The 24,335-nt window shown below is 66.5% G+C and carries 29 protein-coding genes and 1 tRNA gene; 14 read left to right on the top strand and 16 right to left on the bottom strand.

Translation table 11 applies throughout. The annotated features are described in order from the left end of the window. Positions 1–24: 24 nt before the first annotated feature. The gene (locus ACLJPD_RS20035; RefSeq protein WP_410874035.1) at positions 25–399 is read right to left on the bottom strand and encodes an ArsR/SmtB family transcription factor; all 375 of its coding nucleotides are present in this window, start codon (positions 397–399) and stop codon (positions 25–27) included. Between the two features lie 56 nt (positions 400–455). Beyond that, positions 456–1,874, bottom strand: coding sequence for a lipase family protein (locus ACLJPD_RS20040; protein WP_410874037.1), 1,419 nt, complete (start codon positions 1,872–1,874; stop codon positions 456–458). 160 nt (positions 1,875–2,034) lie between these two features. On the opposite strand from ACLJPD_RS20040, the gene ACLJPD_RS20045 reads away from it, so the two are divergent. Next, entirely contained in the window at positions 2,035–2,664 is a 630-nt protein-coding gene (locus ACLJPD_RS20045) for a TetR/AcrR family transcriptional regulator (RefSeq protein WP_410874039.1), read from the top strand. A gap of 35 nt (positions 2,665–2,699) precedes the next feature. On the opposite strand, the gene ACLJPD_RS20050 is transcribed toward ACLJPD_RS20045, so the two are convergent. After that, a complete protein-coding gene (locus ACLJPD_RS20050) occupies positions 2,700–3,299 on the bottom strand; it encodes a TetR/AcrR family transcriptional regulator (protein WP_410874041.1) in 600 nt (199 codons plus the stop codon). Between the two features lie 72 nt (positions 3,300–3,371). On the opposite strand from ACLJPD_RS20050, the gene ACLJPD_RS20055 reads away from it, so the two are divergent. From ACLJPD_RS20055 to ACLJPD_RS20065, 3 genes are all read left to right on the top strand, one after another. Next, positions 3,372–4,514 carry an acyl-CoA dehydrogenase family protein gene (locus ACLJPD_RS20055; protein WP_410874043.1) on the top strand — a complete coding sequence of 381 codons (1,143 nt, stop codon included), beginning with the start codon at positions 3,372–3,374 and terminating at the stop codon, positions 4,512–4,514. Positions 4,515–4,608: 94 nt separating this feature from the next. Further along, positions 4,609–5,376: a DUF1542 domain-containing protein gene (locus tag ACLJPD_RS20060; RefSeq protein WP_410874045.1), complete on the top strand. Its 768-nt coding sequence runs from the start codon at positions 4,609–4,611 to the stop codon at positions 5,374–5,376. A 65-nt stretch (positions 5,377–5,441) separates the two neighbouring features. Then, positions 5,442–5,517: transfer RNA gene (locus tag ACLJPD_RS20065), tRNA-Arg, on the top strand. Between the two features lie 85 nt (positions 5,518–5,602). Here ACLJPD_RS20065 and ACLJPD_RS20070 read toward each other — a convergent pair. From ACLJPD_RS20070 to ACLJPD_RS20080, 3 genes are all read right to left on the bottom strand, one after another. After that, the gene (locus tag ACLJPD_RS20070) at positions 5,603–6,352 is read right to left on the bottom strand and encodes a nucleotidyl transferase AbiEii/AbiGii toxin family protein (protein WP_410874046.1); all 750 of its coding nucleotides are present in this window, start codon (positions 6,350–6,352) and stop codon (positions 5,603–5,605) included. After that, on the bottom strand, positions 6,349–6,990 hold the full coding sequence (locus ACLJPD_RS20075) for a type IV toxin-antitoxin system AbiEi family antitoxin domain-containing protein (protein ID WP_410874048.1): 642 nt from the start codon (positions 6,988–6,990) through the stop codon (positions 6,349–6,351). The genes ACLJPD_RS20070 and ACLJPD_RS20075 overlap by 4 nt, the downstream gene beginning before the upstream one ends. 234 nt (positions 6,991–7,224) lie before the next feature. Beyond that, positions 7,225–7,674, bottom strand: a complete 450-nt coding sequence (locus ACLJPD_RS20080; RefSeq protein WP_410874050.1) for an SgcJ/EcaC family oxidoreductase — start codon at positions 7,672–7,674, stop codon at positions 7,225–7,227. A gap of 266 nt (positions 7,675–7,940) precedes the next feature. On the opposite strand from ACLJPD_RS20080, the gene ACLJPD_RS20085 reads away from it, so the two are divergent. Together ACLJPD_RS20085 and ACLJPD_RS20090 are read left to right on the top strand one after the other, a co-directional pair. Then, complete coding sequence (locus ACLJPD_RS20085; RefSeq protein ID WP_410874534.1) at positions 7,941–8,363, top strand: AAA family ATPase; 423 nt, start codon at positions 7,941–7,943, stop codon at positions 8,361–8,363. Positions 8,364–8,395: 32 nt separating this feature from the next. After that, entirely contained in the window at positions 8,396–8,797 is a 402-nt protein-coding gene (locus ACLJPD_RS20090; RefSeq protein WP_410874052.1) for a DUF4143 domain-containing protein, read from the top strand. Between the two features lie 87 nt (positions 8,798–8,884). Here the strand turns inward: ACLJPD_RS20090 and ACLJPD_RS20095 are convergent, their stop codons facing one another. Beyond that, a complete protein-coding gene (locus ACLJPD_RS20095; protein WP_410874054.1) occupies positions 8,885–9,820 on the bottom strand; it encodes an NADP-dependent oxidoreductase in 936 nt (311 codons plus the stop codon). 78 nt (positions 9,821–9,898) lie between these two features. Next, positions 9,899–10,774 (bottom strand): dioxygenase, encoded by an 876-nt coding sequence (locus tag ACLJPD_RS20100; RefSeq protein ID WP_410874056.1) that lies wholly within the window; start codon positions 10,772–10,774, stop codon positions 9,899–9,901. Between the two features lie 97 nt (positions 10,775–10,871). Between ACLJPD_RS20100 and ACLJPD_RS20105 the strand changes: the two genes are divergently transcribed. Continuing rightward, a complete protein-coding gene (locus tag ACLJPD_RS20105) occupies positions 10,872–11,345 on the top strand; it encodes a MarR family winged helix-turn-helix transcriptional regulator (protein ID WP_410874058.1) in 474 nt (157 codons plus the stop codon). Between the two features lie 31 nt (positions 11,346–11,376). Here ACLJPD_RS20105 and ACLJPD_RS20110 read toward each other — a convergent pair whose 3' ends face one another. Continuing rightward, positions 11,377–13,212 carry an acyl-CoA dehydrogenase gene (locus ACLJPD_RS20110; RefSeq protein ID WP_410874059.1) on the bottom strand — a complete coding sequence of 612 codons (1,836 nt, stop codon included), beginning with the start codon at positions 13,210–13,212 and terminating at the stop codon, positions 11,377–11,379. Positions 13,213–13,282: 70 nt separating this feature from the next. After that, the gene (locus ACLJPD_RS20115) at positions 13,283–13,939 is read right to left on the bottom strand and encodes a TIGR03086 family metal-binding protein (protein ID WP_410874061.1); all 657 of its coding nucleotides are present in this window, start codon (positions 13,937–13,939) and stop codon (positions 13,283–13,285) included. A gap of 75 nt (positions 13,940–14,014) precedes the next feature. Between ACLJPD_RS20115 and ACLJPD_RS20120 the strand changes: the two genes are divergently transcribed. Beyond that, complete coding sequence (locus ACLJPD_RS20120; protein WP_410874062.1) at positions 14,015–14,449, top strand: MarR family winged helix-turn-helix transcriptional regulator; 435 nt, start codon at positions 14,015–14,017, stop codon at positions 14,447–14,449. An 18-nt stretch (positions 14,450–14,467) separates the two neighbouring features. Here ACLJPD_RS20120 and ACLJPD_RS20125 read toward each other — a convergent pair whose 3' ends face one another. After that, the gene (locus ACLJPD_RS20125) at positions 14,468–15,601 is read right to left on the bottom strand and encodes a serine hydrolase domain-containing protein (RefSeq protein ID WP_410874064.1); all 1,134 of its coding nucleotides are present in this window, start codon (positions 15,599–15,601) and stop codon (positions 14,468–14,470) included. A gap of 252 nt (positions 15,602–15,853) precedes the next feature. Here ACLJPD_RS20125 and ACLJPD_RS20130 point away from each other — a divergent pair, with 252 nt between their 5' ends. Together ACLJPD_RS20130 and ACLJPD_RS20135 are read left to right on the top strand one after the other, a co-directional pair. After that, positions 15,854–16,282, top strand: a complete 429-nt coding sequence (locus ACLJPD_RS20130) for a hypothetical protein (protein ID WP_410874066.1) — start codon at positions 15,854–15,856, stop codon at positions 16,280–16,282. 60 nt (positions 16,283–16,342) lie between these two features. Then, positions 16,343–17,053 (top strand): helix-turn-helix domain-containing protein, encoded by a 711-nt coding sequence (locus tag ACLJPD_RS20135; RefSeq protein ID WP_410874067.1) that lies wholly within the window; start codon positions 16,343–16,345, stop codon positions 17,051–17,053. Here ACLJPD_RS20135 and ACLJPD_RS20140 read toward each other — a convergent pair. The 4 genes from ACLJPD_RS20140 to ACLJPD_RS20155 form a co-directional block, all read right to left on the bottom strand. After that, positions 17,035–17,610 (bottom strand): dihydrofolate reductase family protein, encoded by a 576-nt coding sequence (locus tag ACLJPD_RS20140; RefSeq protein ID WP_410874069.1) that lies wholly within the window; start codon positions 17,608–17,610, stop codon positions 17,035–17,037. The two genes, ACLJPD_RS20135 and ACLJPD_RS20140, sit on opposite strands and share 19 nt — an antisense overlap. A gap of 264 nt (positions 17,611–17,874) precedes the next feature. Further along, on the bottom strand, positions 17,875–18,042 hold the full coding sequence (locus ACLJPD_RS20145; RefSeq protein ID WP_410874071.1) for a DUF4236 domain-containing protein: 168 nt from the start codon (positions 18,040–18,042) through the stop codon (positions 17,875–17,877). Positions 18,043–18,176: 134 nt separating this feature from the next. Further along, positions 18,177–18,995, bottom strand: a complete 819-nt coding sequence (locus ACLJPD_RS20150; RefSeq protein WP_410874073.1) for a helix-turn-helix transcriptional regulator — start codon at positions 18,993–18,995, stop codon at positions 18,177–18,179. 183 nt (positions 18,996–19,178) lie between these two features. Then, complete coding sequence (locus ACLJPD_RS20155) at positions 19,179–19,376, bottom strand: NAD(P)-binding domain-containing protein (RefSeq protein WP_410874075.1); 198 nt, start codon at positions 19,374–19,376, stop codon at positions 19,179–19,181. A gap of 249 nt (positions 19,377–19,625) precedes the next feature. Here ACLJPD_RS20155 and ACLJPD_RS20160 point away from each other — a divergent pair, with 249 nt between their 5' ends. From ACLJPD_RS20160 to ACLJPD_RS20170, 3 genes are all read left to right on the top strand, one after another. Beyond that, on the top strand, positions 19,626–20,612 hold the full coding sequence (locus ACLJPD_RS20160; RefSeq protein ID WP_410874077.1) for an adenylate/guanylate cyclase domain-containing protein: 987 nt from the start codon (positions 19,626–19,628) through the stop codon (positions 20,610–20,612). Positions 20,613–20,661: 49 nt separating this feature from the next. Beyond that, the gene (locus ACLJPD_RS20165; RefSeq protein ID WP_410874078.1) at positions 20,662–21,450 is read left to right on the top strand and encodes an RluA family pseudouridine synthase; all 789 of its coding nucleotides are present in this window, start codon (positions 20,662–20,664) and stop codon (positions 21,448–21,450) included. A 144-nt stretch (positions 21,451–21,594) separates the two neighbouring features. Further along, entirely contained in the window at positions 21,595–22,377 is a 783-nt protein-coding gene (locus ACLJPD_RS20170) for a phosphodiesterase (RefSeq protein WP_410874080.1), read from the top strand. Positions 22,378–22,398: 21 nt separating this feature from the next. Here ACLJPD_RS20170 and ACLJPD_RS20175 read toward each other — a convergent pair whose 3' ends face one another. Next, the gene (locus ACLJPD_RS20175) at positions 22,399–23,289 is read right to left on the bottom strand and encodes a LysR family transcriptional regulator (RefSeq protein ID WP_410874081.1); all 891 of its coding nucleotides are present in this window, start codon (positions 23,287–23,289) and stop codon (positions 22,399–22,401) included. 84 nt (positions 23,290–23,373) lie between these two features. Between ACLJPD_RS20175 and ACLJPD_RS20180 the strand changes: the two genes are divergently transcribed. Continuing rightward, positions 23,374–24,294, top strand: a complete 921-nt coding sequence (locus ACLJPD_RS20180; protein WP_410874083.1) for a DMT family transporter — start codon at positions 23,374–23,376, stop codon at positions 24,292–24,294. Positions 24,295–24,335 lie beyond the last annotated feature (41 nt).

Consider the following 24,335-nt stretch of genomic DNA (forward strand, 5'->3'; position numbering starts at 1 on the left):
TTCCTGCAGGTCGGCTCGTCATCATTAACTAGACGGCGGCTCATGGGGCGGCTGACCATCAGGGCCGCTATGGTGCGACGGCACGCCCGGGCCAGCGTGTTCGGCGTTGTGTACCGCGTCGACGACCAGCCTGCGGACGTGATCATTATCGAGGCTGTAGTAGATGGTGGTGCCCTCTCGGCGGGTCCGCACGAGTCGTGCCATGCGCAGTTTCGCCAGGTGCTGGGATACCGAGGGGCCCGGCTTGCCGACCCGGTTCGCCAGTTCGTTCACCGAGAGTTCATGGTCGGCCAGAGCCCACAGGACCTGGACCCGAGTCGGATCGGCCAGCATTCGGAACACCTCGACCACCAAGCCCACCTGATCCTCGGCCAGCGGCGAGCGGGCATCTGCATTCATGCGCAGATAATAGATCGCCCGAGGCGGTCTCCCGTCACCGCCGATCCGGGCGTTCGTCAGACGGGCATCCCCAGTGCCGAGGCGAGTGTCTGGCCGAGGGCTCCGACCAACGCGTCGAACGCACCGGGATCGAGGATCTGGCTGTACACATCGCGGCTGTGGCAGCCTGCCGGCGCAGGCACGCCGTTGAGCCGGTCGTTCAGCCAGAGGGCGACCGAGCCCGCACCGGAGACGGCCGCGATGCCGTGTTCGCTGAACAGGTCGCGGGTGTAGGAGACCGTGGCGGCCGGATCCTGGCAGTAGGTGTCGTAGAGCTTGTTGACGGCGTTGATCGGCATCGCCTCGTCCAGCGGCGCCTGATAGATGTAGAGCGGGGCGGTCGGGGTGCCACGGTTTCCGAGGGTCAGTTCGCCGAGCACGGCCTGCATTTCGGGCGCGCCCATCGGGTCGCCGGGATAGTCGAAGAGACCTTTGATGTTCACGAACGGAAATGCCGCGAATTGCACCGCGACACATTGCTCTTCGTGCACCAGTCGCAGACCCTTGCCGAGCGGGTTCATGTACCGCTCGATGAATCGGTCGACTTCGGGATATTCGCGGGCGACACCGAACAGTCCGCCGAGCACGGCGCCGCCGAAGGTCGACGTCGCGTTGTTGTAGTCAACGGCGGCCCGGATATCGGCGAGCAGGCCGCCGGTCGCCGAGCCGACCAGGTTCAGTTCGGGCGCGTACGCCGGCTGTAGTTCGGCGGCATGCGCGGTGGGAATCGCACCGCCGGAGTATCCCCACATCGCGGTGCGGGTCGCCGCGCCCGACAACTCGGCTTGCTCGAAGTTCTGCGCGGCGCGAATGCCGTCGAGGGTGATCCGGCCGCCGAGTGGACCGACGGCGTAGGCCGCGTCGGGGCCCTGATGATCGGGCACCACGACCGCGTGGCCGAGTTGCAGCATCGACTGCACCTCGATGAATTCCAGCCCGATCACGCTGTTGAGCGGGTTCGGCAGCGATCCCATCTGCAGGGCATAGGACGGCGCGCAGTTCTGCGACAACGAATCCTCGGCGAACTGGAAGGAGACCAGACTGCGCTCTCCCGTCGGCGCGGGCCGATGCGGCACGATCACCGTCGCGACGGCGGGAATCGCTTCGCCGCGGGTATTGGTGCTGCGGTAGGACAACTGCCATGCGCGCACGTTGAGCGGTATCAACCAGAAGTTGGCCAGGTTCACCTGTCGCGCGGACAGAATCTCGCCGGGGGCTGCCGCGGCCACCCGTGCCTGGTCCGGGTTGTAGAAGGCGGGGTCGAGGAACGGCGGTGCGGGCGGCACCGGGAACGGCAGCGGCGGGGCCACCGGCACCGGATCGGCCACGGCCGGACTCGCCACGGCGGGGCAGGTCGCGATCGTGAGCCCAGCGATCAGCGCCAGACACGCCCGCGCGAGCACCCTGCCGGTGCTGCCTGTGGTGGCGATCTTCATATTCGGCTCCTCGAATCCCCAGGTGGCGGCGCATGCCGACCATAAAAGAGAGTGAATGTTTCCTAAAGTGTGACGACTGTAGGACGCGCCGAGCCACTGTGTCAACGATCACGTCCCCCGGGGATCGCCCGCGACTGCCGCAACGGCAGGATGATCGGCCATGACCGCCGCGACCCCACGCCCACGCCGCACTCAGCAGCAACGCCGTGCCGCGACGGTGGCCAAACTCGTCGACGCGACCATCGCGGCGATCGGCGAGCTGGGGTACCAGCGCACCACCGTCCAAGAAATCTGCGGCCGCGCCGGACTGTCCGTCGGCGCGATGTTCCGCCAGTTCGACAGCAGGCTGGACCTGATCGTGCGGACCGCCGACGAAGTCTTCGCTCGCCAACTCGCCGCGTTCCGAGCACTGATGGAACACCTGGGCGCACAAGAGGATTCGCTCGACACCGCCCTGCGATTCCTGCGCGAGGCCCAATCCTCCAACATCACCCACGCGCTGCGCGAGATCTACCTCGCCGCCCGCTCCGATGCCGAATTGCGCGCCCGCATCGAGCCGACGGTGGCGAGCTACTACGCCGCGATGGTCGAGGGCGTCGAGCAGACCGGCGTACTGAGCCAGTTCCCCGACAGGCTTCGGGAATCTGTCTTCTTCCTGCTCCTGCACCTGTTCTCGGGCGAGGCGATCGTCCGCCCCGTCTATGCCCGCCCTGACCTGGATGCCTCGATCCTCACCTTGATCGAAGACATGCTCAGGACCTACGCCGAGTCCCTGCCCACCGGCGATTAGTTACCTGCTCGGGTTCACACCGCGGCCGGATCCGCTCAGCGCAGAGCGATCTCGGCCAACGCGGTCCAGTCGGCCAGCACCTGTTTGCGACGAACGCGGTCACGGCCGACCATCTCGTCGAGCGTGGCGCCACGGACCAGGTTGATGGTGAGCCAGAAGGTGCTCTCCAAGCGCTCACCGGTGATGGCGGGGTCGATCAGCCCGGCACAGCGGTCGAGCAGTTCGACGGTGAGTTCGTGCTGCACCCGCAGCATTTCGCGGCGCAGCGCCGCGTCGTTAGCGATGCCCACATACAACTCCACCGCGGCACGACCGAGCTTGCCCGCGAAGGTAGCGGTGACCAACTCGACCAGCACAGCTCCCGCCGACCTGCCGTCCGGCAACGCTTTCGCCTTGCGCAGCATGGCTTCTCGCTGACGATCGGTGAGGTGGCCGATGGCCTGCGCGAAAAGTTCACCGCGCGTGTGGAACTGGTGCAGCTGCGCGCCACGCGTCACCCCGGCCCTGGCTGTGATGTCGGCGATGGAGGCACCCGCGTAGCCGACCTCGGCCAGGCTCTCGATGGCGGCATCGAGCAGCAGCGTCCGGGTCCGCAGACTCTTCTCCTGATGCTTGTTCGGTGGAAGCGCAGCCATAACTCCAGTATAGGGGTACGAAATTCCATGTCGCATTGCACGCAATTCAGTGCTCGACGTACTGTGATGAGTATGGCTGTAGACCGGATGTTGCCCACCGACGAGGCACGCGAGCTGATCGAACTGACCCGCGACATCGCCGACAAGGTGCTCGAGCCGCGTGTCACCGAGAGCGAGAAGACCGGAGTCTTCCCGGACGGCGTGTTCCCCGCGCTCGGCGCGGCCGGGTTGCTCAGTCTGCCGTACCCGGAGGAATTCGGCGGCGGCGCGCAGCCGTACGAGGTGTACCTGCAGGTGCTGGAGGAGATCGCGAGTCGCTGGGCCGCCGTCGCTGTCGCGGTGAGCGTGCACGGACTGTCCTGCCATCCGCTGTTCACCTACGGCACCGACGAGCAGAAGCAGCAGTGGCTCGAAGGCATGCTGTCGGGCGAAACCATCGGCGCCTACAGCCTTTCCGAGTCGCACGCCGGTTCCGATGCCGCCGCGCTGCGCTGCCGGGCAACGGGAATCGACGGGGGCTACCGGCTCAACGGCACGAAAGCCTGGATCACCAACGGCGGCCGCGCCGACTTCTACACCCTGTTCGCCCGCACCGGCGAGGGTTCGCGCGGCATCTCCTGCTTCCTGGTCCCCGCCGACACCGATGGCCTGAGCTTCGGCAAGCCCGAGGAGAAGATGGGCCTGCGCGGCATCCCCACCACCACCGCCGCCTACGACGACGCCTTCCTGCCCATTGACCGTCGCATCGGCGAAGAGGGACAAGGACTTTCGATCGCCTTCAGCGCCCTCGACGCGGGCCGCCTCGGCATCGCCGCCGTCGCCACCGGCGTCGCCCAGCGCGCCCTCGACGAGGCAGTCGCCTACGCCAAGGAACGAGAAGCCTTCGGCCGCAGGATCATCGACCACCAGGGCCTCGGCTTCGTCCTGGCCGACATGGCCGCCGCCGTCGACAGCGCCCGCGCCACCTACCTCGACGCCGCTCGCCGCCGCGACGCGGGCCTGGCGTATTCGCGCCAGGCCTCGGTCGCCAAACTGGTCGCCACCGACGCGGCCATGAAGGTGACCACCGACGCGGTCCAGGTCTTCGGCGGCTACGGCTACACCCAGGACTTCCCCGTCGAGCGCTACATGCGCGAAGCCAAAGTCATGCAGATCTTCGAAGGAACAAACCAGATCCAGCGCCTGGTGATTGCCCGGAATCTCGCAGGTAGCTAATCGGCAACGCGCTGATCAACGCCGGTCAGCGCGTTTGGGCAACTGATCAGTAAACTGGATGGCATCTCGAGACCTCGACGAAATGAGGCACGCGATGCTGTGGTGGTTGATCGTGATCGTGGTGGTGTGCGTCGGTACCCTGCTGTACCTGCGTGCCGAACAGAACAAGCGCAACGCGCGCGAGCTCGAAGAGGCCAAGGCCGACGCGAGGGTGACGAACGAGCGACTCGGCGGACAGGTCTACCAGCTCTCCCCCCGCAACGAAGCCGCCCGCCAGGCGTTGGCCGACGGGTCAGAGCGGTACAACGCCGCGGGCAGCCAGATCGACCGCGCGAGCTCCCCCGCCCAAGCCCGACTCGCCAAGCAATCCGCGCTGGAAGGCCTCTACTACATCCGCGCCGCCCGACTCGCGATGGACATGGACCCCGGACCCCCGATCCCCACCATCGACGGCCAGGACATCGCCGGTCAGGTCGACGAGAAACGCACCGTCGCCCACAACGGCCGCACGATCACGGCCTCCCCTTCCCCCTCCGCCGGCACCCCGAACTACTTCCCCGGCGGCCGCGTGGCAGGCCGCCCCGTCCCCGCCGGCTGGTACTCCGAGCCATGGTGGAAACCCGCCCTGATCGCAGGCGCGTGGGGCGCGGGTTCGGTGCTGCTGTTCACGACAATGTTCGCCGGAATGGGCGGGGTCGGCTACGACGCCCAAGCCTTCGAAGACGGCACCGGCGAAGCGGCCCTGGATCCCGGCTACGACCAGGCCGGACTCGACCCCGGCGATAGCGGCACCGATTTCGGCAGCAACGGCGGTTACGACAGTGGCTTCGACAGCGGCGGCGGCGGTTTCGACGCCTTCTGAACAGGCCCACACCCCCACCCTCGACCCCACGCTATACTCACCTCGGCCCACCGAAGCGGCCCCCCGCCCTCGTAGCTCAGGGGATAGAGCACCGCTCTCCTAAAGCGGGTGTCGCAGGTTCGAATCCTGCCGAGGGCACCACAAACGATCGAGGCCTTACCCGATTGCCCTAAGGGCAGTCGCAGGTTGGAATGTCACTGTTCAACCCCGAAACCGTCGCTTCGAGTCACCCCGTAATACGTGCCCAGGCGTCTCTCACCGCGGACATCGCGATCTCGGCGCTGATCACCAGGCGAGTTTGCCCGGCCAGTTGTGCGTTCCAGTCGTCCTCGTCAGGTGCTCGGTCGAACAACTGCGGGGCTGGCAGCCGGTTGGTCGGGCCGTGCCTGCGGTACAAGGTTCCCGCAGTGGCGTCGATCGCGCCGATGCCGTTCAGCGCCCAGAGGTCCCACAGGTCGCGTGCTGCGCGCCGGTCATGCCATGTCACGGTCTTCCCCGCGACGAAAGCTGGCAATGTGGGCACGAGAAGTTCGGCCGGTGGCACGTCGGTGTACCGCTGCTCGAGGTCGCGGAGTTCGGTCGGCCAAGCCGCTCTGCCACGTGCCGACAGCAACTGGATTTTGACCGAAACACCGGACGCGGAGCGAAGGTGGGCGGCACCGGTATCCGGAACATTGCTCAACGACGGCGCCCATTCCAGCCGACCGTAGCTTCGCGCGACGGATCGCGGTAGTGCAGCGTCGAGTTCGCCTGCCAGTACTGTCCGGTTGTCCAGGGCAACGAGATCGATGTCTTCGCTGAGTCTGCCGCTGACCAGATGCGTACGAGCAAGGGCGGTTCCGCCGATGAAGTGCAGCCGCTCGCCGAACGTTGCGCTGATTGCCGCCAGTAGATGGGAGATCAGATGGTCTCGTTCCACCTGCTCCGGGGAAACACCGAATTGAACTGCGACACTGTCGCGTTCGTCGATCCTCATGCCTCCACCCAACTTTGCGCACGCCGAAGGGCCGCACCCAGGCGCTGGTCAGTAGCGAGCTGCGCGAGTCTCACCGGATCGCTACGACGGTAGAGCGTCTCGATCGACGGACGAACCTCCGCCTCGGCATTGCCCAGCTCCGGGCGTCGGGCCAGATCGAGCACGGTCTGCTCCGGCGTCGTGACCAGCGCAGGGCCCAGCGGCGTTTCGACACGCTCGGCGTCGAGCGCTTCGGTATCGCGGCGAACGAACCGGACTTGCGCCGAGCGATCGGTCAGTGCGATCGACCGGTGCTGGCGCGGAACGGCGACAATCGCGGTCGCCAGCGCACGCGGCACGGCTCCCAGTACACGAGCCGCGCTGATTCCCATGACGATGGCCTGATCCGGCCCGTAAATCGATGCCGCGATACCTGCGGCGACAGCCTCCAGAGCGGGCAGCCAGGTCTGGCCGACATGGTCCGGCGCGACGACTACGTAGTAGCCGTGAGCAACGCGATGCAGTACGCCCCGATCGACGAGCCGCGCGATCTCGGGACGCGGTTGGGCGTAGATGTCGGCCAAGTCCTGCGGCCGAAGGGTCCGAAGGGGTGCCCGCCAGAGTTCGCCGGGCAGCGCGGTGCTGCGATGCTCAGCCATCAGCGCCATCCCTCCTGGTGAGAGTATGCATTTAGTTGGCTATTACCCAACTAAATGCATACTACTGGATTGGTGACGGACGCCCAATCCACCGACTGGATTTGTCGCCCGTCTGAACGTTGCCGACCGACCAGCATGATCAGCAACGCTGCTCAGACCAGATACATCCCCTCTACGACCAACCCCCAAGAACTCGCCGACGCAGGCGAGCAGGTCTGGCGCCGGCTGTTCGGATCACCCCGCTGACGGCACCAAGGTGTTCTGCCGGGCTGCGGTCCACCACTGCCCGTCCTGCTTGACCAGCACATAGAGCGCGACCATCGCAGGTTCGGTGTCGATCAGGGTGCCGTCGGCGGTGATGGCGCGTGCTGTCTTGTGGGCGATGGCTACGTCCGGGCGCAAGAAGGTCACGTCGACGACGTCGTATCGGACGTATTCGTCCTTCAGGAATCCGGCCAACCCGCGCCTGTTCGCGTCGAGCAGCGCGTCACGTCCACTGATCAGCATGCCAACGGCATTGCCCACCACAGCATTCGCGGTGAACTGTGCGGTCATGAGTTCTGCGTCGTTGGTGTTGTACGCCGTCTGCGTGTCGGTGATGATCTGACGAATCGCGGCGATGTCGGCGGTGTGGTCCACGGTGTCGTCGTCGACAACCGGGGGCTGAATCATGTTCGTAGTCATGAGTGTAACCCTCTAACCTCAACCATAGTTCAAGTCAAGAGTTATGGGCAGGACAGGCCTACCTCGCCGAGGATGACCAGGAGACAACGCCCCTCTATGGATGAACCGACGCGTTCGAGATTTGACGTACATGGATCGGCAGATTGACGACTATAGGTAAGCCTGCGGGGTTTCTCCGAGGTGACCAAACGCTACCTCGACGACGTACGAACCCGTACCTCTGCGGCAGCGGATCCCGCCGGTTTCCTCGATGCCCCGGCACGATGATGATCGATGAAGTCCAACGCGTCCCTGACCTGTGGCTGTCGATCAAACACGCAGTCGACCGCGACCCACGGCCCGGACACTTCCTACTGACCGGCTCGGCCCGGCTACTCGGACTGAGCAAGTTGGGTGATTCACTACCTGGGCGGTCGGAAACCGTGGAACTGTTCCCTCTCTCCCAAGGTGAAATCAGCGGCACTCCAGATGGTTTCGTCGATGCAGTGTTCGCCGCAGGCAGCAATTTTCGCACCGGCCCGTCGGAGCTCAGACGCAAGGACTATCAGGCATTGGCCGCCAGGGGCGGATATCCCGAAGCCATCCGCCGCACCGCACCCCGACGACGCGCCCAGTTCTATAGCTCCTACCTCGATGACATCATGAGCCGCGACGTGCATCAGGTCGCCGACATTCGACGCCGAAACTGACCTTCACCGACTCCGGTCTCGCCGCCCACCTTTTGACTGGCATCACCAACGACGCGGCCACCGGCGCCATCATGGAAACCTTCGTACTCGGCGAAGTGACCCGCCAACTCACTTGGAGTACGACCATGGCCAGACTGCATCACTACCGCGACCGCGACGGCTACGAAGTCGACGCGATCCTCGAGGACAACGCAGGCCGCGTCGTCGCGATCGAGGTCAAGGCCGCCGAGACCATCCGCACCGATGATTTCCGGGGACTGCGGGCCCTCCAACGCCGACTCGGCGACCGCTTCCACGCCGGTTTCGTCGTCTACAGCGGTGACCAGCAACTCCCCTTCGGAGACGGCCTGTCCGGCATCCCGATCAGCGCCCTGTGGACCACCCCGCCCCCTGACCATCCAGGTATGCCGACACCGCCGGAACGGCGAGCCTGAGCCGAGCTCAATTGCTCAATGGGTCAAATCCCGCTAGTGCGAGGGTCTCGAACTCCCGGACCCCAGCAACGGGGCGGTCGAAAGGGATCAGGGAATGAGTACGACAGTTTTGCCTGCCAGACGGCCGGCGGCTGCGTCTGCGTGTACGTCGGCCAGTTCGGCCAGCGGGCGGCGGTCGGCGATGTGGATCTGGAGCTTGCCTGCGTCCACCTTGGCGACCAGCTCGCTCAGTTGTGCTCCGTCGCTGCGGACCCACAGGCTCGCGGTGCGGACTCCGCGGGTGGTGTCTTCGGGAATCGGGCCCGCCGAGCTCACTGCGACCCCGCCGTCGGCGACGTAGTTCGTCAGCTGGGCGAGTTCCTCGGGGGAAAAGCGCACGTGGTTCACCACGACCTCGAACGGACCGCCCACCGCGGCCGGACCAGCGGCGAGGTCGAGGGGGCCGTTGACCCGGACCGCGCCGTAGCCGCGAAGGCGGTCGGCGTGCTGCGGTGCGTCCATCGCGGTCACCTGAGCTCCCGCGTCGACGGCCAGTTGCACGACGAGGCTGCCCACCGCGCCCGCCGCACCGTTGACCAAGACGGTCTGGCCGGGCTTCAGCTCGGCGAGCTCGAACGCCAATTGCCAGGCCGCGAGGCCGGTGAGCGGCAGCGCCGCGGCGTCGACGAGCTCGGTCGTCCGCGGCGCCGGGGCCACGGATTCGACGGGGACGAGCGCGTATTCGGCGCCGCCGCCCGCGGAGTTCAGTGGCAGCATCGCCACGACCCGGTCGCCGACCGCAACACCGGTCACGTCCGCGCCGAGTTCGGTGACAGTGCCCGCCAGGTCGAGGCCCGGCACGTAGGGCAGCGCGATCGGGAGCATCTCGACCATGTGGCCTGCGCGGATGTGGTCGTCGACCGGGTTGAACGAGGTGGCCGCCACCTGCACCAGCACCTGCCCAGCGCCGGGAACCGGACGGTCGATGTCTTCGTAGCGCAGGACTTCGCTGGTACCGAAATCGTGGAAACGGATTGCCTTCATGGAACTGTCCTCCAGGGTGTTCGGTTTCCGTCGCCACGAGATGAGGCGCTCGAGTAAGAAGGTGAAAGTCGAATCCGCTCAGTCGAATTGGACCGAGCGGATGGAGTTGCCCATGACCAGGCGGTCGATGGCGCTCACCGCGCTCGCGGGGTCGTCGGCGGCGCCGACGGCGAGTAGCAGCGGGACGAAATGCTCGGCCGTCGGATGGGCGACCGCGACACCGGGCGCCTTCTTCCGGTAGTCGGTGAGTGCGTCGACGTCGCCGCGGGCGAGGGCGTCGACCGCCCATTCATCGAAGGCAGCGGTCCGGGTGGCGAGCTCGGGCCGCCCGAACACCGCGAAGCTGTGCGTCATGAACCCCGAGCCGAGCACGAGAACGCCTTCTTCGCGCAGGGGCCGCAGGCGTGCTCCGAGCGCCAAGAGCGCGCCGGGGTCGAGGCTGGGCATCGACAGCTGAACGACCGGCACATCGGCCGCCGGATACATCGCCATGAGCGGGATGAACGCGCCGTGGTCGAGCCCGCGATCGGCGAACTCGTGCACCGGGGTGCTGCCGAGCAGACCCGTGAGTCGGTGAGCCAAGTCGGTGGCGTCGGGAGTGGCGTAGGGAAGAGTCTTGTAGCGGGGGTGGAAACCGCTGAAATCGTAGTAGAGCGGGGTGCCCGCCTTGGCCGCGGTGATCGAGACCGGCGCCTGTTCCCAGTGGGCCGAAATGACAACGACGGCACGAGGTTTGGGCATCGACTGCGCCCAGGCGAAGAGGTCGCCGAGCCACTGCGGATCGTCGAGGGTGAACGGGGCACCGTGGCTGACGAACAGGCTGGGCAGTGGCCCGTCGGACGGATTCCACTCGCGTTGCGCCCGCGCCTGCGGCAGAACGCGGGCGAGGAGATCGTCGTACGCGCCAGCCGGTGTGCGGGAATTCGGGTCGCCCCTGGATGTGAGGGTGGTCATCGAAATCAGCTCCTTTACTTGCCTAGGCAAGTTAAAAGGTAGCCCACAATGACTTGCCTAGGCAAGTGCGAGTTGTCCAGGCAAGTACGATGTGCTCATGAACACCCCCTCAACCTGGCTCGATGAGGATGAACAGGACCTGTGGCAGGCGCTGCTCACGGTCGTCATCGCCCTGCCCTCAGCCCTCGATCGCCAGCTACAACGCGACGCGGGCATCTCCAACTTCGAGTACGGGGTGCTCGCTCAGCTGTCCATGGCCGACGACGACACGATGCGCCTGAGCGATCTCGCCCGGGTCTGCGACAGCACCCAGCCCCGCCTGTCGAAGGCGATGGACCGCTTCGAAGCCCGCGACTGGGTCACCCGCCGCCCCGACCCCAGCGACGGCCGATACACCTTCGCCACCCTCACCGACGGCGGCCGCCGTAAGCTCGTCGAGAGCGCTCCGGCGCACGTCGCGCACGTCAAACGGCTCGTGTTCGATCCGCTGACCGCTGCTCAGCGCCGCAACCTCGGCCCCGCTCTCACCCGCATCGCCGCCACCGTGCGCGGAGAACTCGAACCGAGCTGAGCGGCCCGAGCTTCCATCCGGCGAGTGGAATCTAGAACGCCGCCTCGTCGAGTTCCATGATGTCGTTGTCTATGTCGGACAGAATGTTTCGGGTCGACGCCAGTTCCGGGAGGACATTCTTCGCGAAGAAAGCCGCAGCAGCGACCTTGCCCGCATAGAAAGCGGTGTCCCCGTTGTCGGCGCCGGTATGCAGTGCGGTCAGCGCGATCTCGGCGTGACGCAACAGCTGCCAACCGATCACCAAGTCACCGACCGCCAACAGGAACCGCACCGAGCCGAGACCCACTTTGTACAATTCGATCGGATTCTGCTGTGCGGCAACCAGATAGCCGCTCATCGCGGTGGTCATCCCCTGCACCTCACCGAGCGCGGTCTTCAGCAGCAGACGTTCGGCCTCGAGCCTGCCGTCGACCGCGTCGCTGTCGATGAATTCGGCGATCTCACCCATCAGATGCGCCAACGCCATGCCGCCGTCGCGGGCGATCTTCCGGAAGAAGAAGTCCTGCGCCTGGATCGCGGTCGTGCCTTCGTAGAGGCTGTCGATCTTGGCGTCACGGATGTACTGCTCGATCGGATAGTCCTGCAGGAAACCCGATCCACCGAGCGTTTGCAGCGACTCGGTCAGGTGTTGGTAAGCCCGTTCCGAGCCGACGCCCTTGACGATCGGCAGCAACAGATCGTTGACCCGGAGCGCGGTCTTCGCGTCCGCACCGGAAACCAGCGCGGCGATGTCGGGATCCTGATGCGCCGCCGTATACAGATACACCGCGCGCAGACCTTCGGCGTACGCCTTCTGCAGCATCAAGCTGCGACGCACATCCGGGTGGTGGGTGATGGTGACGCGAGGTGCGGCCTTGTCCGCGACTCGGGTCAGGTCAGGGCCCTGCACACGCTGTTTCGCGTAGTCGAGGGCGTTCAGGTAGCCGGTGGACAAGGTGGCGATCGCCTTGGTGCCGACCATCATCCGTGCGTTCTCGATGATGTCGAACATCTGCACGATTCCGTTGTGGACCTCGCCGACCAGCCAGCCGACCGCGGGAACCCCGTGGCCGCCGAACGTGATCTCACACGTGGCCGAAGCCTTGAGGCCCATCTTGTGCTCGACATTGGTGACGAAAACACCGTTGCGCGCACCGACCTGCCGGGTCTCGAAGTCGAAATGGAATTTCGGCACGAAGAACAGCGACAGCCCCTTGGTGCCCGGGCCCGCGCCTTCGGGCCGGGCCAGGACCAAATGCATGATGTTGTCGAACAGGTCGTCCGAGTCACCAGAGGTGATGAACCGCTTCACGCCCTCGATGAACCATGTGCCGTCCGCCTGCTCGATCGCCTTGGTGCGGCCCGCGCCCACGTCGGAACCGGCATCGGGCTCGGTCAGAACCATGGTGGCCCCCCACTTGCCCTCGGCGATGACCTTCGCCCACTCCTTCTGCGCATCGGTGCCGTTGCGGTAGAGCACGTTCGCGAAGTTCGCGGCACCGTTGTACAGGTACGCGGCCGGCTGTGCGCCGAGGATCATCTCGTAGAGCGCCCACGACACCGCGTTCGGCGCGGGCGTACCGCCGAGCTCCTCGGCGATGCCGATGTGCGCCCAGCCGCCCGCCTCGAGCGCCCGGAAGGACTTCTTGAACGATTCCGGCAGCGTCACGCTGTGCGTCTCCGGGTTGAATACCGGGGGGTGGCGGTCCGCCTCTGCATAGGATTCGCCGAGCGGCCCCTCGGCCAACCGGCGAACCTCACGCAGCATCTGGCGAACGGTGTCGGAATCCAAGTCGCCATAGGCATCGGAGTCCAGGATCGGACCGATTCCGAGCGCCTCGAAGAGATTGAACTCCAAGTCGCGGAGGTTGCTTTTGTAATGACCCACTTTTCTGGATCCCTTCTTTGATGAGTATCGGTTCCTGCGGGTAGGGCTTCGGAGAACAGCGACGGGACGGCTACGGTCGACTCGGCGTCCAGTCAGGTGAGCGCCCGAGGAGGCGCAGGATCCGGTCGAGGGTCGCCGCCGCGTCGATGCTTTCCTTCGCCTGACCGGGCTGGTTGACCAGCCCGCCCGGCAAATTTGTGACGTCGAGCGCGGGAGCGAAGGCAGCGTCGGGGCGCAGACGTGACGCACCGGCGGGGACCGCTTCGGCGATACTCAGGGCCGTCGGGGCCAGGTCGTGGTCGAGGTCTATCGAGCGGCCGATGGATCGGGCGACGTCCCAGGCGTGGACGACGCTGTCGATGAGGTGGAAGCCGAGGGCGATCGGGGCGGGGAACCGGCCGGGTGGGATCTCGGGCAGGGCCCAGGTGTGAGCATCGGATTCGGCGACCGCGGCGACGACTTCGTTCGCGGAGCGCAGGTAGTCGTCGATCGGGTCGGCGGCGGAACGGACCTCCCAGACCGTCGGATCCTGCGCACCGCGCGCGGCGGCAGCGAAGCCGCGGTTCTGGGTGCTCATGTGATCCAGCAGTGCGCGCAGATCCCATCCCGCGCAGGGTGTTTCGATTTTCAGCGGCACGTCGACGGCCGCCTGGACCGCGTCGGTACTCAGTCGAACCGCGCGCTCGTGGCGGGTCAGCAGAAGGCGATCGTCCAGAATGCTACGCATATGCAGACCATACGCTTATGCTTATCATCTGCCAAGGGTTACCGACGCCCGACCTCGCCACAGTAGATTTCGACCATGCCCGAACCCACCCGCCCCGACCTCGCGGCCATGCTCGTGCCGCTCGGCCGCGCACTGACCGACGCGGAACGACCCGTCCTGGAACGACACGGGCTCACCATGTGGGCCTACATGGTGCTGCTCGGGCTGGACGAAGAGCCCGTCCACACCCAGGCCGCGCTCGCCAAGGCGATCCGAGCGGACAAGACGCGCATCATCCCCGTCCTCGACGACCTCCAGAGCCGCGGCTTGATCCTGCGCGAACCCGACCCGGCCGATCGGCGAGTCAATCTGATCCGGCTCACCGCCGACGGCACGAGCCTGCGCGAGCGCGCACAGCGCGACATTCGGGAGCAGGAGCGGCAGTTGCTGGCCGACCTCCCGGCCACCGATCGCCGCGTCTTCCTGCGAGTGCTACAACTGCTCGCCGACCGCACCGCAACCGCGACGTGAGAAGTGACCCGGCCGGGCCTATTCTTCGCAGAGCGCGCGGTCTACCAGTTCGTTGACCGCCCGCAATTGCGCGAATCCCCTGCTCCGCGTGACGTCTTCACCGACTGCCAGAGCGGCGGACAGGGAGACCACGGCGCTTCGGGTGCCGTCGTCGGTCACGCCGGCATTGGTGAGGAACCCCGTCTGGCCGCCGTTGTGCATCCAATACGTGCCGCCGCAGGACAGCGGCACCGAGAACAGTCCGAGGCCGTAGCTCGCGCCGGGCCATACCAGCCCGGTGACGCCGTCGACCGGCACCGTGGTGCGCATCTGGGCCAACTCTTCGGGTCGGAGCAGTTGTCCGCCGAGCAGGCTTCGGTAGAAGGTGCCGACATCGGCGGTGGTGGAGAGGTAGCCGACGGAGGCGTCGGCGTCCACCAGTTCGGTGACATCGATCAGTGGACCGTCGACCTCGAATTGCTGATAGCCGTTCGCGTGGGGTTCGGGGAGCGTCGGCGCGTCGCCGGGCCAGTGGGTGTCGCGCAGTCCGAGAGGTTCGAGGATTCGTGTGGCGACCTCGTCGTGCCAGGGACGGTTTCCGACCTGTTCGATGATCAGACCCAGCAGGACGTAGCCGACATTGGAGTACGACCACCCCGCACCCGGCGCGAGATCGGGTGCGTGCCGCATGGCCGCGGCCACCGTGTCGCGCGGATCGCGCACCTGATAGCGGAGCCGGTAATAGTCCTCGGCAGTGGCCATTTCGGGCGGACTTTCATGAATACCGCTGGTGTGCTGCAGTAATTGCCGGACAGTGATCGATGAGCCATCATTTCCGTTGCCGTGCAACATATTCGGTAGCCACTGCTCGACGGTGTCATCGATCGACAGACGACCTTCGCCGACCAGCATGAGAACCACGGTGGCGACCATCGTCTTGGTCAAACTGCCGATCCGGAAGTGGCCGTCGGGCGAAACATCTTCCAGGGAAACGATATTCGAGTAGCCCGCTACCGCTGTCCGGTCGCTGCCGTCGCCCACGACCCTGGCCTGTACTCCGGTAGTGCCCAGTGCCGCGATCGCATCGACGTCACTTCGCAGAGTGTCCATGGCGGCGCATCCGCTGATCACCGAGGCCAGTGCGAGCACCACAGCTACTGTTGTGTATCGCATCGTTCCCCTCTCGAATCAATGGGAACTTATCGACGCCACACACTCCCAGCCATCGCGCTGCGGTACTGCGGCCCACTCACCCCGGGGTACCGACTCCGGCCATAGGGCGCGCGGCGGCGAGGTTGGAGGTGAACCCGTGCCATGGGCTCGGGTCGGCGGTGAGGGCGGACTCGAGTCCGGCGGGCTCCGGGATTCGGAGGATGACCCGACCTGATCATGCGAAGGTAGAACCACGCACAGAGAGGACAACCCATGAATGTTCGGACTCGCCGATTCGGCTTTGCTGTGATGCTCGGCGCCGTGCCCGCCATGATGACGGCCGCACCGAATGCGACCGCGGCAGTGACCGGAATCAGTGTGGAACAGTCGGCCGAGGGCCTTCGTACCGGCTGCTCTTATACGGTCACGGTCGGCGTCGACGCGCCGGTTTCCGAAGCCGGTGAGGTGACCATCGGCATCAGTGGGGGTTCGGTTCCCGGCAACGGAAAGCAGCTGGGGGTCGCTGTCTATCATCCCGAGAACGGCACCGCGACCTTCGACTGGACACCTGAGTACACCGGTCGGCAAAATCTGGTCGCCCAGCAGTTCAAGCCCGGCCAATACACCTCCGCGCAGTACATCGTGGTCGAGGTCGGCGGGCGCGGTCTGGATACCGGAAGCTCCTGCCTGCCGCTGCCGTAGCACCGCGGGCCGGGCCTATTTCACCGGAATTCCGGCAGGCCGCGCGATTAGGATCGCACGGTGGGATTGGTGTTCGAGACCCGATTATCGGATTCGCCGTGGGTGGCGTCGGTCTGGACCTGCCGCAGTGAGCGGGTCGCGGAGATGACTTCTGTGGCGACCGAGACCTGGGGTTTGGTGTTCTGGGAGCAGCAGGGTCTGCCCTGTGCGGCGGTCACCGGGCCCGAAGTCACCACCAGTACCGCGCCCGTTCCCGAGGGTGCCGACTTCGTCGGGATCCAGTTCGCGGTCGGCACATCGTTGCGGGCGGTGCCCGCCACGACCCTGGTCGACAGTGGGATCGTCCTGCCCGATGTGAGCTCACGGGGTTTCTGGCTGGACGGCGACCGCTGGGAGACGCCGGGCGCCGACGACGCGGAAGCGCTGGTCGAGCGGCTTGTCGACCAGGGTGTCGTGGTCCGCGATGCCCTGGTCGCCGACACGCTGCGTGGTCTGCCTGCCGCGATCACCGAACGCACGCTCGAACGTCGCTTCCGGGCGGCGACGGGCCTCACCCAGGGCGCGGTCCGCCAGATCGAGCGGGCGCGCACCGCGGCGCTGCTGCTGAGCGCGGGTTCGGCGCCGGCCGATGTGATCGACAAACTCGGCTACTACGACGAGCCCCACCTCGCCCGCGCGCTGCGCCGCTTCGTCGGCCGGACGGCGCGGCAGCTGCGCGAGGGTAGCGAGGGCGCGATCGCGCTGGATGTCGGTCAGCGCACGACGTCGTAGACCATTTTGGCGACGCCGTTGGCATAGGCCGCCGAGTCACGCAGGCGCAGTTGCTGTTTGGGTCGATCGGCCCGACCGAACAGGCTCTTGCCAGCGCCGAGCAGCACCGGGAACACGAGCAGGTTGTACCGATCGATCAGGTCGGCGTCCGAAAGACGCTGTGCCAGTTCGGCACTGCCGTGGATATAGATCGGGCCACCGTCGGTCTGCTTGAGTTTCTCGATGTCCTCGGTCGAGCGCAGAATGGTGATCTCGCCCCACCCGTCGATCAGCGCGTCGTCGGCAAGCGACGAGGAGACAACATATTTGGGCAGAGCTTTGTAGGCGGCGTGGTCCTCGGAATCGCGCCAGATCGGGGCGAACGCCTCGTAGCTGCGACGGCCGAACATCAGCGCGGTGGTGTCGGCGAGTTCCTCACCCTTGAGCGAGAACGCCTCCGGCACGAACTCGGTCTCCATCACCCACCCGCCGCTGCGATGCCCCTCAACCGTTCCACCGGGCGAGTCCACCACGCCGTCGAGCGACATGAACCCCGTGTAAACCAGTTCGCGTGCCATCACAATCCTCCTGAATACGAACGTCGGAAACTGCCTGCGGTCAGCCTAGAGAACCTCCCCGACCGCGTCTTGGACGAAACCGACACGCGTGTTCGGGAGAGCAAGGCCGACGCCGACAGACCGAACGACGAGCGCAGCTTTCGGCAGTGCGGCGGGTGTTCGTCGGGGGCTCGGATGACCCGCGATCGTGCTTCGCGGGTGTGCGGGACCGCTATCGACGTGCCGGCGATGGGCCGGTGTGACGGTGACGGTCGCCGAGACAGCTCAGCGCTGGCGCCAGCTCATGGGGCCGGGCAGGTCGACGCTGTTCTTCCGGGTGCGGGAGTTCCAGGACCAGGGGCCGATCTTGATGCCCCAGGACGACAGTCCCGACTGGGTGAAATTGAACTTCAGCGGTCCGAAGGATTTGCGCTGACGGAACTTGATAGGCATGAGTGACCTCCCTGATCGGCTCCAGGATAGCTGATCCGGTTATGCCCCACCGGTTTCCGCAGGTGTCGGCTACGAAGGGCTGACGATCGTCATGTCCTGAGCGTCTCATTCGAGCCGAGGCCCGAGCGACCGGGTCAGTGCATGTCGACCAGTTCACGCCCACGCAACGCGTCGACAGTGTCGCTCGCGGGCGAGGCCGGGTCCACCGTGTAGACCACCAGCAGCTGATCCTCGTCGCCGGGCAGATCCAATGTCTCGTAACCGAATTCGATGCGGCCGACCACCGGATGCTGAATCAGCCTGTTGCCGTGCGGATTACCCGCGGGGGCCTGGACCGACCAGATGCGGTGGAACACCGGGTTCCCGGCGATGAGTTCGTCGATGAGCGAGGTCAGTCGGCGATCGCGCGGGCAGCGGGTCACCTGGCGACGGAGGTAGGCGGCGGTCTCCGCGGCGACCGGTTCCCAGTCGGGATAGAAGACGCCAGCGGCGGGGTGCAGGACGGTGAAACGGGCCAGATTGCCTTCGGGTTCGGCCGCGAAGCCGAACACCTTGTCGCCCATGGCATTCCACGCCAGAACTTCCATGTGGCGACCGAGGATGAACGCGGGCGTGGTGATCGCGTCGAGCAGTAGTCGCGTGCCGGGGCGAATCGTCGGGCAGTAGTTGTAATCGGGGTCGGCGGGGCGGACCAGCGTGTAGAAATGGTCGCGCTCTGCATCGTCGAGGCGCAGGGCGCGGGCGACCGAGTCGAGTACCGAATCGGGGAAGTCCGCGCCGCGCCCCCGCTCCAACCGGGTGTAGTAATCCACACTCATCCCGGCCAGTTGGGCGACTTCCTCGCGGCGCAACCCGACCATTCTGCGGCGACCGTATTCGCTCAGTCCGACGGCGGCGGGTTGGATGCGGGCGCGCCGGGTGCGAAGGAACTCGCCGAGAGCGGGTGACGACATGGCAGCCAGCGTAGAAGGTGACTGCCGACCCCACTGCATCGCACTGTGCGAAGGGTTTGTTCGGCTGGTCAACGACGTGCGTCACCCTGCCGGCCACCTACAGCTAGCTGGGCTGGCGCGTTCGCAACAGCTCGATCAACGCGGTGATGCTCTGCGCACCGCGCCCCTCGGCGACCGCACGGCTCAGCAGCTCGTGCATCGGCTCGCGGCGATGGCATCGGCGATGTCGGGATGGGCGGTGGCGCCCGCGCGCAGCAGAGGTGCCGTTCGTGCGTGGGTGCGGTTCCAGACATGGGTGCGGTAGCCCGCGGCGAGGAAGGCGCCTGCCAGCGCGCTGCCCATCGACCCCGCGCCGAGCACCGTCACCGATTCCTTGATCATCGCCACTCCCTGTCCTCGCGGGTGGTCGGGGCGACCTCCCTGGACCGAGTGTCGGTTCGCCGTCCGACCACGGACAAGTACGCACTTTTGTCAGCCGTTGCGCACCGGCGGGTAAGTGACCAGGTTACCGACATCGAGGTCGGCGGCGCTGTGCCGGGGGTCACCGTCGGGGGAAGCGGATTTATGAAGGTTGCCAATGCGATGACGAGGATGACCATCGCTCGCGCGGCGCAGTCGTAGAGTTTGGGTATGCCGGAGGCCGAGATGACCGAGTTGGTGCAGCACACTGTCGAGGAGGCGTTGCTCGGTGGGCCGCGGCGGTATACGCGCACGCAGGTGGCCGAGCAGTCGGGTGTGCCGGAGGCGGAGTCGCGGCGATTGTGGACCGCGCTGGGATTCCCGGCCAATCAGGACGCCGAGGTCGACTACACGCAGATCGATGTCACCGCGGTCACCAACTTTCGGAGCATGAGAGTTGTTGCCGAGTCCGATATTCGGCAGCAGGCCGCGGCGGCGCGGACGATGGGTCAGGGGATGGCGCGGCTGGCGGAGTGGCAGGCCGATCTGGTGTTGGCCGAGATCAAAGCGCGCGCGGCCGCGGGCGACCCCGCGATTGCGCTGGAGGAACGGGTAAGGGCCGCGACAGAGTCCACGATGGCGAGCATCGAACAGTTGCAGTCGTATGTGTGGCGCAGGCATCTGGCGGCCGCGGTCGCTCGGTCCAACGAGACCAAGGGCGGCGGTTCGACGCGGACGCTGGCGGTGGGATTCGCCGATATGGTCGGCTTCACCCGGCTCACCAGGCACCTGCATCCCGACGAATTGTCCACGCTCCTCGAAGCTTTCGAGTCGACCACCACCTCGGCGATCACCGACAACGGCGGCTGGGTGATCAAGAATGTCGGCGACGAGGTGATGTTCGCGGCCGAGACCGCCCAGGACGCCGCCTACATCGCGCTGGCCATCCAGGAGTCGACCATGCTCGTCGGCGGCACCCCGGAACTGCGCGTCGCCTTCGCCTACGGCGAGGTACTGCAACGCTTCGGCGACGTGTACGGCTCGGTCGTCAATATCGCCGCCCGGCTCACCGGTGTGGCCCGTCCCGGCAATGTCCTCATCGACGACGCGGCGGCCGATGCCCTACACGACCATCCCGATTTCGCCATCCGCCACCTGCGCAGCGTCCGCGTCCGCGGGTTCAATCGCCTGCGCCCCCACCGCCTGCGGCAGGCATGAGCCGCGCCACCGCACGCCGGGTGACGACACCATTATCTAGGGTGTTGTAGTGGATTTGGATTGGCGCAGCGTGCGCGAGAACTGCACCGTGTTCGCCGATGACGCGGTGCTCGCGTTGAACAAGCCGTCGGGGATCTCGGTGACGGGGGAACGGCACGACACCGATCTGGTGGAGTTGGCGCAGGCGGCGGGGACGCAGTTGTATCCGGTGCACCGCATCGACAAGGTCACCTCCGGGCTGGTGCTGCTGGCCACCGACCTGGCCGCGCACGGTCCGTTGACCAGGCAGTTCAACAATCAGACCGCGCGTAAGGCGTATCTGGCGATCGTGTCGGGGGCCGACCTGCCCGATCGTGGCGAGATCGATCTGGCCTTGAGTGTGGGGCGCAAGAATCGGGTGCGGATCGCGGCGCCGCGCGAGGCCATCCAGCGCGCGGGCGATCGGTGGTTCCTCGACGAGGCCGACCTGCTGCCCGCGAAGAACTATCCGTCGCGAACACTGTTCAGCACCGTCGCCCGGCACGGCGAGCACGCGCTGCTGGCGCTGCGGCCGGTGACCGGACGCCGCCATCAGATTCGCGTGCAGCTGGCCTGGATCGGCCACCCGATCCTCGGTGACCCGCTGTTCGACCGCACCGCCGCGCTCCCCCGCACCCACCTGCACTCCTGGAAACTCGGCCTCGACGCCGACTGGCTGGCCCCACCGGTCCTCGACCTCGAGGCCACTCCCGGCCCCGATTTCTGGGAGCCGTTCACCAGCGACCCCGACGAGGGCGCGCACCTTCTCCACCTCGCCGCACAGGCGATTTCCGACTGGGATCGCCAGAGTGACGAGTGACACAGACCACTTCTTGGGTTTCGGCCCGTGGTACGGCTCATGCAGACGAATAAACGCAGGTCATCTAGCCTGGAAGGGTGCTGATGAGTCATACCGGCACACTCTGACGCAACGGAGCGATCCCAGAGAAGAAAGCGACTGCCGATGATCCTGGCGGCTCAGCTCAGCGATACCCACTTCGACCTCAGCGCGCGCAACGCCGAACGGGTGGAGGCGGTGATGGGCTACCTGGCGGACCTGCCACGCAGGCCCGACGTCATCCTCGTCACCGGCGACATCACCGACTCCGGCACCACGGAGCAGTACGCGCAAGCACGGATGGCCTTGCAAGCCACCGACATTCCCGTGTACCTACTGCCCGGCAACCACGACGACCGCGTGAACTTCCGTACCGCGCTGCTGGGCGAGCCCGCCTCGACCACTCCGATCAACCACGTCTATCGCGTCGGCGAACTCACCGTCGTCATGCTCGACTCGAGCGTCCCCGGTGAATCGGCCGGGCTACTGGGCGAGGACACCTTCGACTGGCTGCGCGCGACACTCGCCGAGACGCCCGCCGGGCCCGTCCTGGTGGCTCTGCACCACCCACCCAAGCGAGTCTTCAGTCCCGTCGTCGATGTCATCGCGCTCGCCGATCCCGGCAGGCTGGCCGCCGTGGTCGCGGGCGACCCACGCATCGTCGGCATCCTCACCGGCCACGCCCACTCCCCCATCGCCACGACCTTCGCGGGCAAACCCATGATCACCGGCCCCAGCACCGCTTCCGTGCTCGGCGGCGAGTGGGAGGTGACGCCACCCCATCGCGTCATGGACTACGCCCCCGACCCGGCCATCGCCCTGCACGTCATCGACGAGAACTTCGGTCTCACAACGCATTTCCGCACAGTTGCGATGGGCGGTTGGCTGTCCGAACCGCCACCGGCCTGATCGCCAGTGGTCCGGCGCCGATCACGCCGGACTCGCGGCGGTCCGCAGTAACGCCATCGTCCGGGTGACGACCGGGTTGTAGGACTCGGAGTCCTTGATGTGCGCGCAGATCGTGCGGCGCGGGGTCGGGTTGGTCAGTTCCAGCGCACAGGCACCGGGCGGCAGGTCTGTGGCGCCGAGGAGCGGGACGACGGTGATGCCGACGCCGCGCGCCACGAATCGGAGGGCGGACGGGTAGTCGGTGGTTTCCACCACGAATCGCGGGGTGAAACCCGCTGCGACGCAAGCGTTCAGCATGGCCTGCCTGCAGGGTCCGTGGCTGGTGTCGTTGTCGATCCAGCGGTACTGCTCGAGTTCGGCGACGTCGACGGTGGTGCGCGTCGCGAGTTCGTGGTCGGCGGGGACCACCGCGACGTAGGGCTCGGTCATCAGGTCGTGGTGGGTGTAGCCGGCCACCTGGGCCGGTTTGTCGAGGCGGACCGTGAGGGCGATGTCGGGGCGGTTGTCCGACAGCGCGGCCAGTTCGTCGACGATCCGGAGCCGGACCCTGGTGTCGGGGAATTCGTGGGTGAGGGTGGCGACCACGTCGGGCATCCAGTTGGTGCCCGCCGAGCTGAACGAGTTGATCGTGATCCGGGCGGCCTTGCCCGCGCGCAGGTCCGACACCGTCGACCCGAGCGCGGCCAGCTCGTCGAGCACCTTGGCGGCCTCGCCCGCGATCACCCGGCCCGCCGGGGTGGGCTCCACCCCGCGGCCCACCCGTTCCAGCAGCCGCAAGCCGGTTTCGCGCTGGAGCGCGGTGAGGTGCTGCGAGATCGCCGATGGTGAGTAGCCGAGGGTCGACGCCGCCGCGGCCACCGAGCCGGTCGCGACCACGGAGCGGAAGATCATCAAGCGATGCGTGTCGATCATGCGGACTCCTCAATTCAGTCTTACTGAATATTAGATGGCAAATAACCGCTTGTGCTTATCTCTGGACAAGGCCACCGTAGAGGCATGAAGTCACGCCTGCCCGCTCTCGCCCTGGTCGCCGTGATGCTGGCCTGGGCATCGTCGTTCGTGATCATCCGCGGCATCGCGCCGTACATCTCGCCCGCGGCGATGGCGTCGGGACGAATCCTCATCGGCGCGATCGTGTTGGGGGTGGTGCTCGCGGTCCGGGGTGGGCGGATGCCGCGCGGCCTGGCGCTGTGGCTGACCCTGACGTACGGCGCGCTGTGGTTCGGGCTGTACACGGTGCTGGTGAACGCCGCCGAGCATCATCTCGACGCGGGCACCACGGCACTGCTGGTGAACATCGCGCCCATCGTGGTGGCAGTGCTGGCCGGGTTGTTCCTCAACGAGGGCTTCCCGCCGCTGCTCCTCGTGGGAATCGCCGTCAGCTTCAGCGGCGCGGCGATCATCGCGTTCACCGGGCCAGGGCAGCGCGACCGCATCGGTGTCCTGCTCGCGGTGGCCGCCGCACTGCTCTACGGGGTGAGCGTGGTGGCACAGAAACTCGTGTTGCGAACAACCGATCCGGTGACCACGACGGCAGTGGGCGCGATCGCGGGGGCAGTCGTCCTGCTCCCGTGGGCGCCCCGAATGGCGCGCGAACTGGCCGAAGCCCCGCTGTCGACCACCATCGGCGTCATCTACCTCGGCCTGGTCCCGACCGGGCTCGCCTTCCTGCTCTGGGCCTACGCCCTGTCCCACACCCCCGCCGGCGTCACCGCCTCATCGAGCTACGCCGTCCCCGCCCTCGCCATCGTCATGTCCTGGATCTTCCTCGCGGAAGTCCCCACCCCCACCGCCCTCCTCGGCGGCACCCTGTGCCTGACCGGCGTGGCGATCGCCCGCCTGAAGCCCAGCATGTTCCACCGCACACCCCAGGACCACACCCCGCGGGCAACACCCGCAGCCCTACCGCACTCCTAAGTCCACAAATCCCACCAACCCCACACAACCTCCACATCAGC

The organism is Nocardia sp. A7, assembly GCF_046549215.1.
In the GTDB taxonomy this organism is placed as follows: domain Bacteria; phylum Actinomycetota; class Actinomycetes; order Mycobacteriales; family Mycobacteriaceae; genus Nocardia.

Bases quoted from the DNA above. Each gene is read 5' to 3' on its own strand.
- ACLJPD_RS20035 (WP_410874035.1), bottom strand. From the start codon at position 399: ATGAATGCAGATGCCCGCTCGCCGCTGGCCGAGGATCAGGTGGGCTTG.
- ACLJPD_RS20040 (WP_410874037.1), bottom strand. From the start codon at position 1,874: ATGAAGATCGCCACCACAGGCAGCACCGGCAGGGTGCTCGCGCGGGCG.
- ACLJPD_RS20045 (WP_410874039.1), top strand. From the start codon at position 2,035: ATGACCGCCGCGACCCCACGCCCACGCCGCACTCAGCAGCAACGCCGT.
- ACLJPD_RS20050 (WP_410874041.1), bottom strand. From the start codon at position 3,299: ATGGCTGCGCTTCCACCGAACAAGCATCAGGAGAAGAGTCTGCGGACC.
- ACLJPD_RS20055 (WP_410874043.1), top strand. From the start codon at position 3,372: ATGGCTGTAGACCGGATGTTGCCCACCGACGAGGCACGCGAGCTGATC.
- ACLJPD_RS20060 (WP_410874045.1), top strand. From the start codon at position 4,609: ATGCTGTGGTGGTTGATCGTGATCGTGGTGGTGTGCGTCGGTACCCTG.
- ACLJPD_RS20070 (WP_410874046.1), bottom strand. From the start codon at position 6,352: ATGAGGATCGACGAACGCGACAGTGTCGCAGTTCAATTCGGTGTTTCC.
- ACLJPD_RS20075 (WP_410874048.1), bottom strand. From the start codon at position 6,990: ATGGCTGAGCATCGCAGCACCGCGCTGCCCGGCGAACTCTGGCGGGCA.
- ACLJPD_RS20080 (WP_410874050.1), bottom strand. From the start codon at position 7,674: ATGACTACGAACATGATTCAGCCCCCGGTTGTCGACGACGACACCGTG.
- ACLJPD_RS20085 (WP_410874534.1), top strand. From the start codon at position 7,941: ATGATCGATGAAGTCCAACGCGTCCCTGACCTGTGGCTGTCGATCAAA.
- ACLJPD_RS20095 (WP_410874054.1), bottom strand. From the start codon at position 9,820: ATGAAGGCAATCCGTTTCCACGATTTCGGTACCAGCGAAGTCCTGCGC.
- ACLJPD_RS20100 (WP_410874056.1), bottom strand. From the start codon at position 10,774: ATGACCACCCTCACATCCAGGGGCGACCCGAATTCCCGCACACCGGCT.
- ACLJPD_RS20105 (WP_410874058.1), top strand. From the start codon at position 10,872: ATGAACACCCCCTCAACCTGGCTCGATGAGGATGAACAGGACCTGTGG.
- ACLJPD_RS20115 (WP_410874061.1), bottom strand. From the start codon at position 13,939: ATGCGTAGCATTCTGGACGATCGCCTTCTGCTGACCCGCCACGAGCGC.
- ACLJPD_RS20120 (WP_410874062.1), top strand. From the start codon at position 14,015: ATGCCCGAACCCACCCGCCCCGACCTCGCGGCCATGCTCGTGCCGCTC.
- ACLJPD_RS20125 (WP_410874064.1), bottom strand. From the start codon at position 15,601: ATGCGATACACAACAGTAGCTGTGGTGCTCGCACTGGCCTCGGTGATC.
- ACLJPD_RS20130 (WP_410874066.1), top strand. From the start codon at position 15,854: ATGAATGTTCGGACTCGCCGATTCGGCTTTGCTGTGATGCTCGGCGCC.
- ACLJPD_RS20140 (WP_410874069.1), bottom strand. From the start codon at position 17,610: ATGGCACGCGAACTGGTTTACACGGGGTTCATGTCGCTCGACGGCGTG.
- ACLJPD_RS20145 (WP_410874071.1), bottom strand. From the start codon at position 18,042: ATGCCTATCAAGTTCCGTCAGCGCAAATCCTTCGGACCGCTGAAGTTC.
- ACLJPD_RS20150 (WP_410874073.1), bottom strand. From the start codon at position 18,995: ATGTCGTCACCCGCTCTCGGCGAGTTCCTTCGCACCCGGCGCGCCCGC.
- ACLJPD_RS20155 (WP_410874075.1), bottom strand. From the start codon at position 19,376: ATGATCAAGGAATCGGTGACGGTGCTCGGCGCGGGGTCGATGGGCAGC.
- ACLJPD_RS20160 (WP_410874077.1), top strand. From the start codon at position 19,626: ATGCCGGAGGCCGAGATGACCGAGTTGGTGCAGCACACTGTCGAGGAG.
- ACLJPD_RS20170 (WP_410874080.1), top strand. From the start codon at position 21,595: ATGATCCTGGCGGCTCAGCTCAGCGATACCCACTTCGACCTCAGCGCG.
- ACLJPD_RS20175 (WP_410874081.1), bottom strand. From the start codon at position 23,289: ATGATCGACACGCATCGCTTGATGATCTTCCGCTCCGTGGTCGCGACC.
- ACLJPD_RS20180 (WP_410874083.1), top strand. From the start codon at position 23,374: ATGAAGTCACGCCTGCCCGCTCTCGCCCTGGTCGCCGTGATGCTGGCC.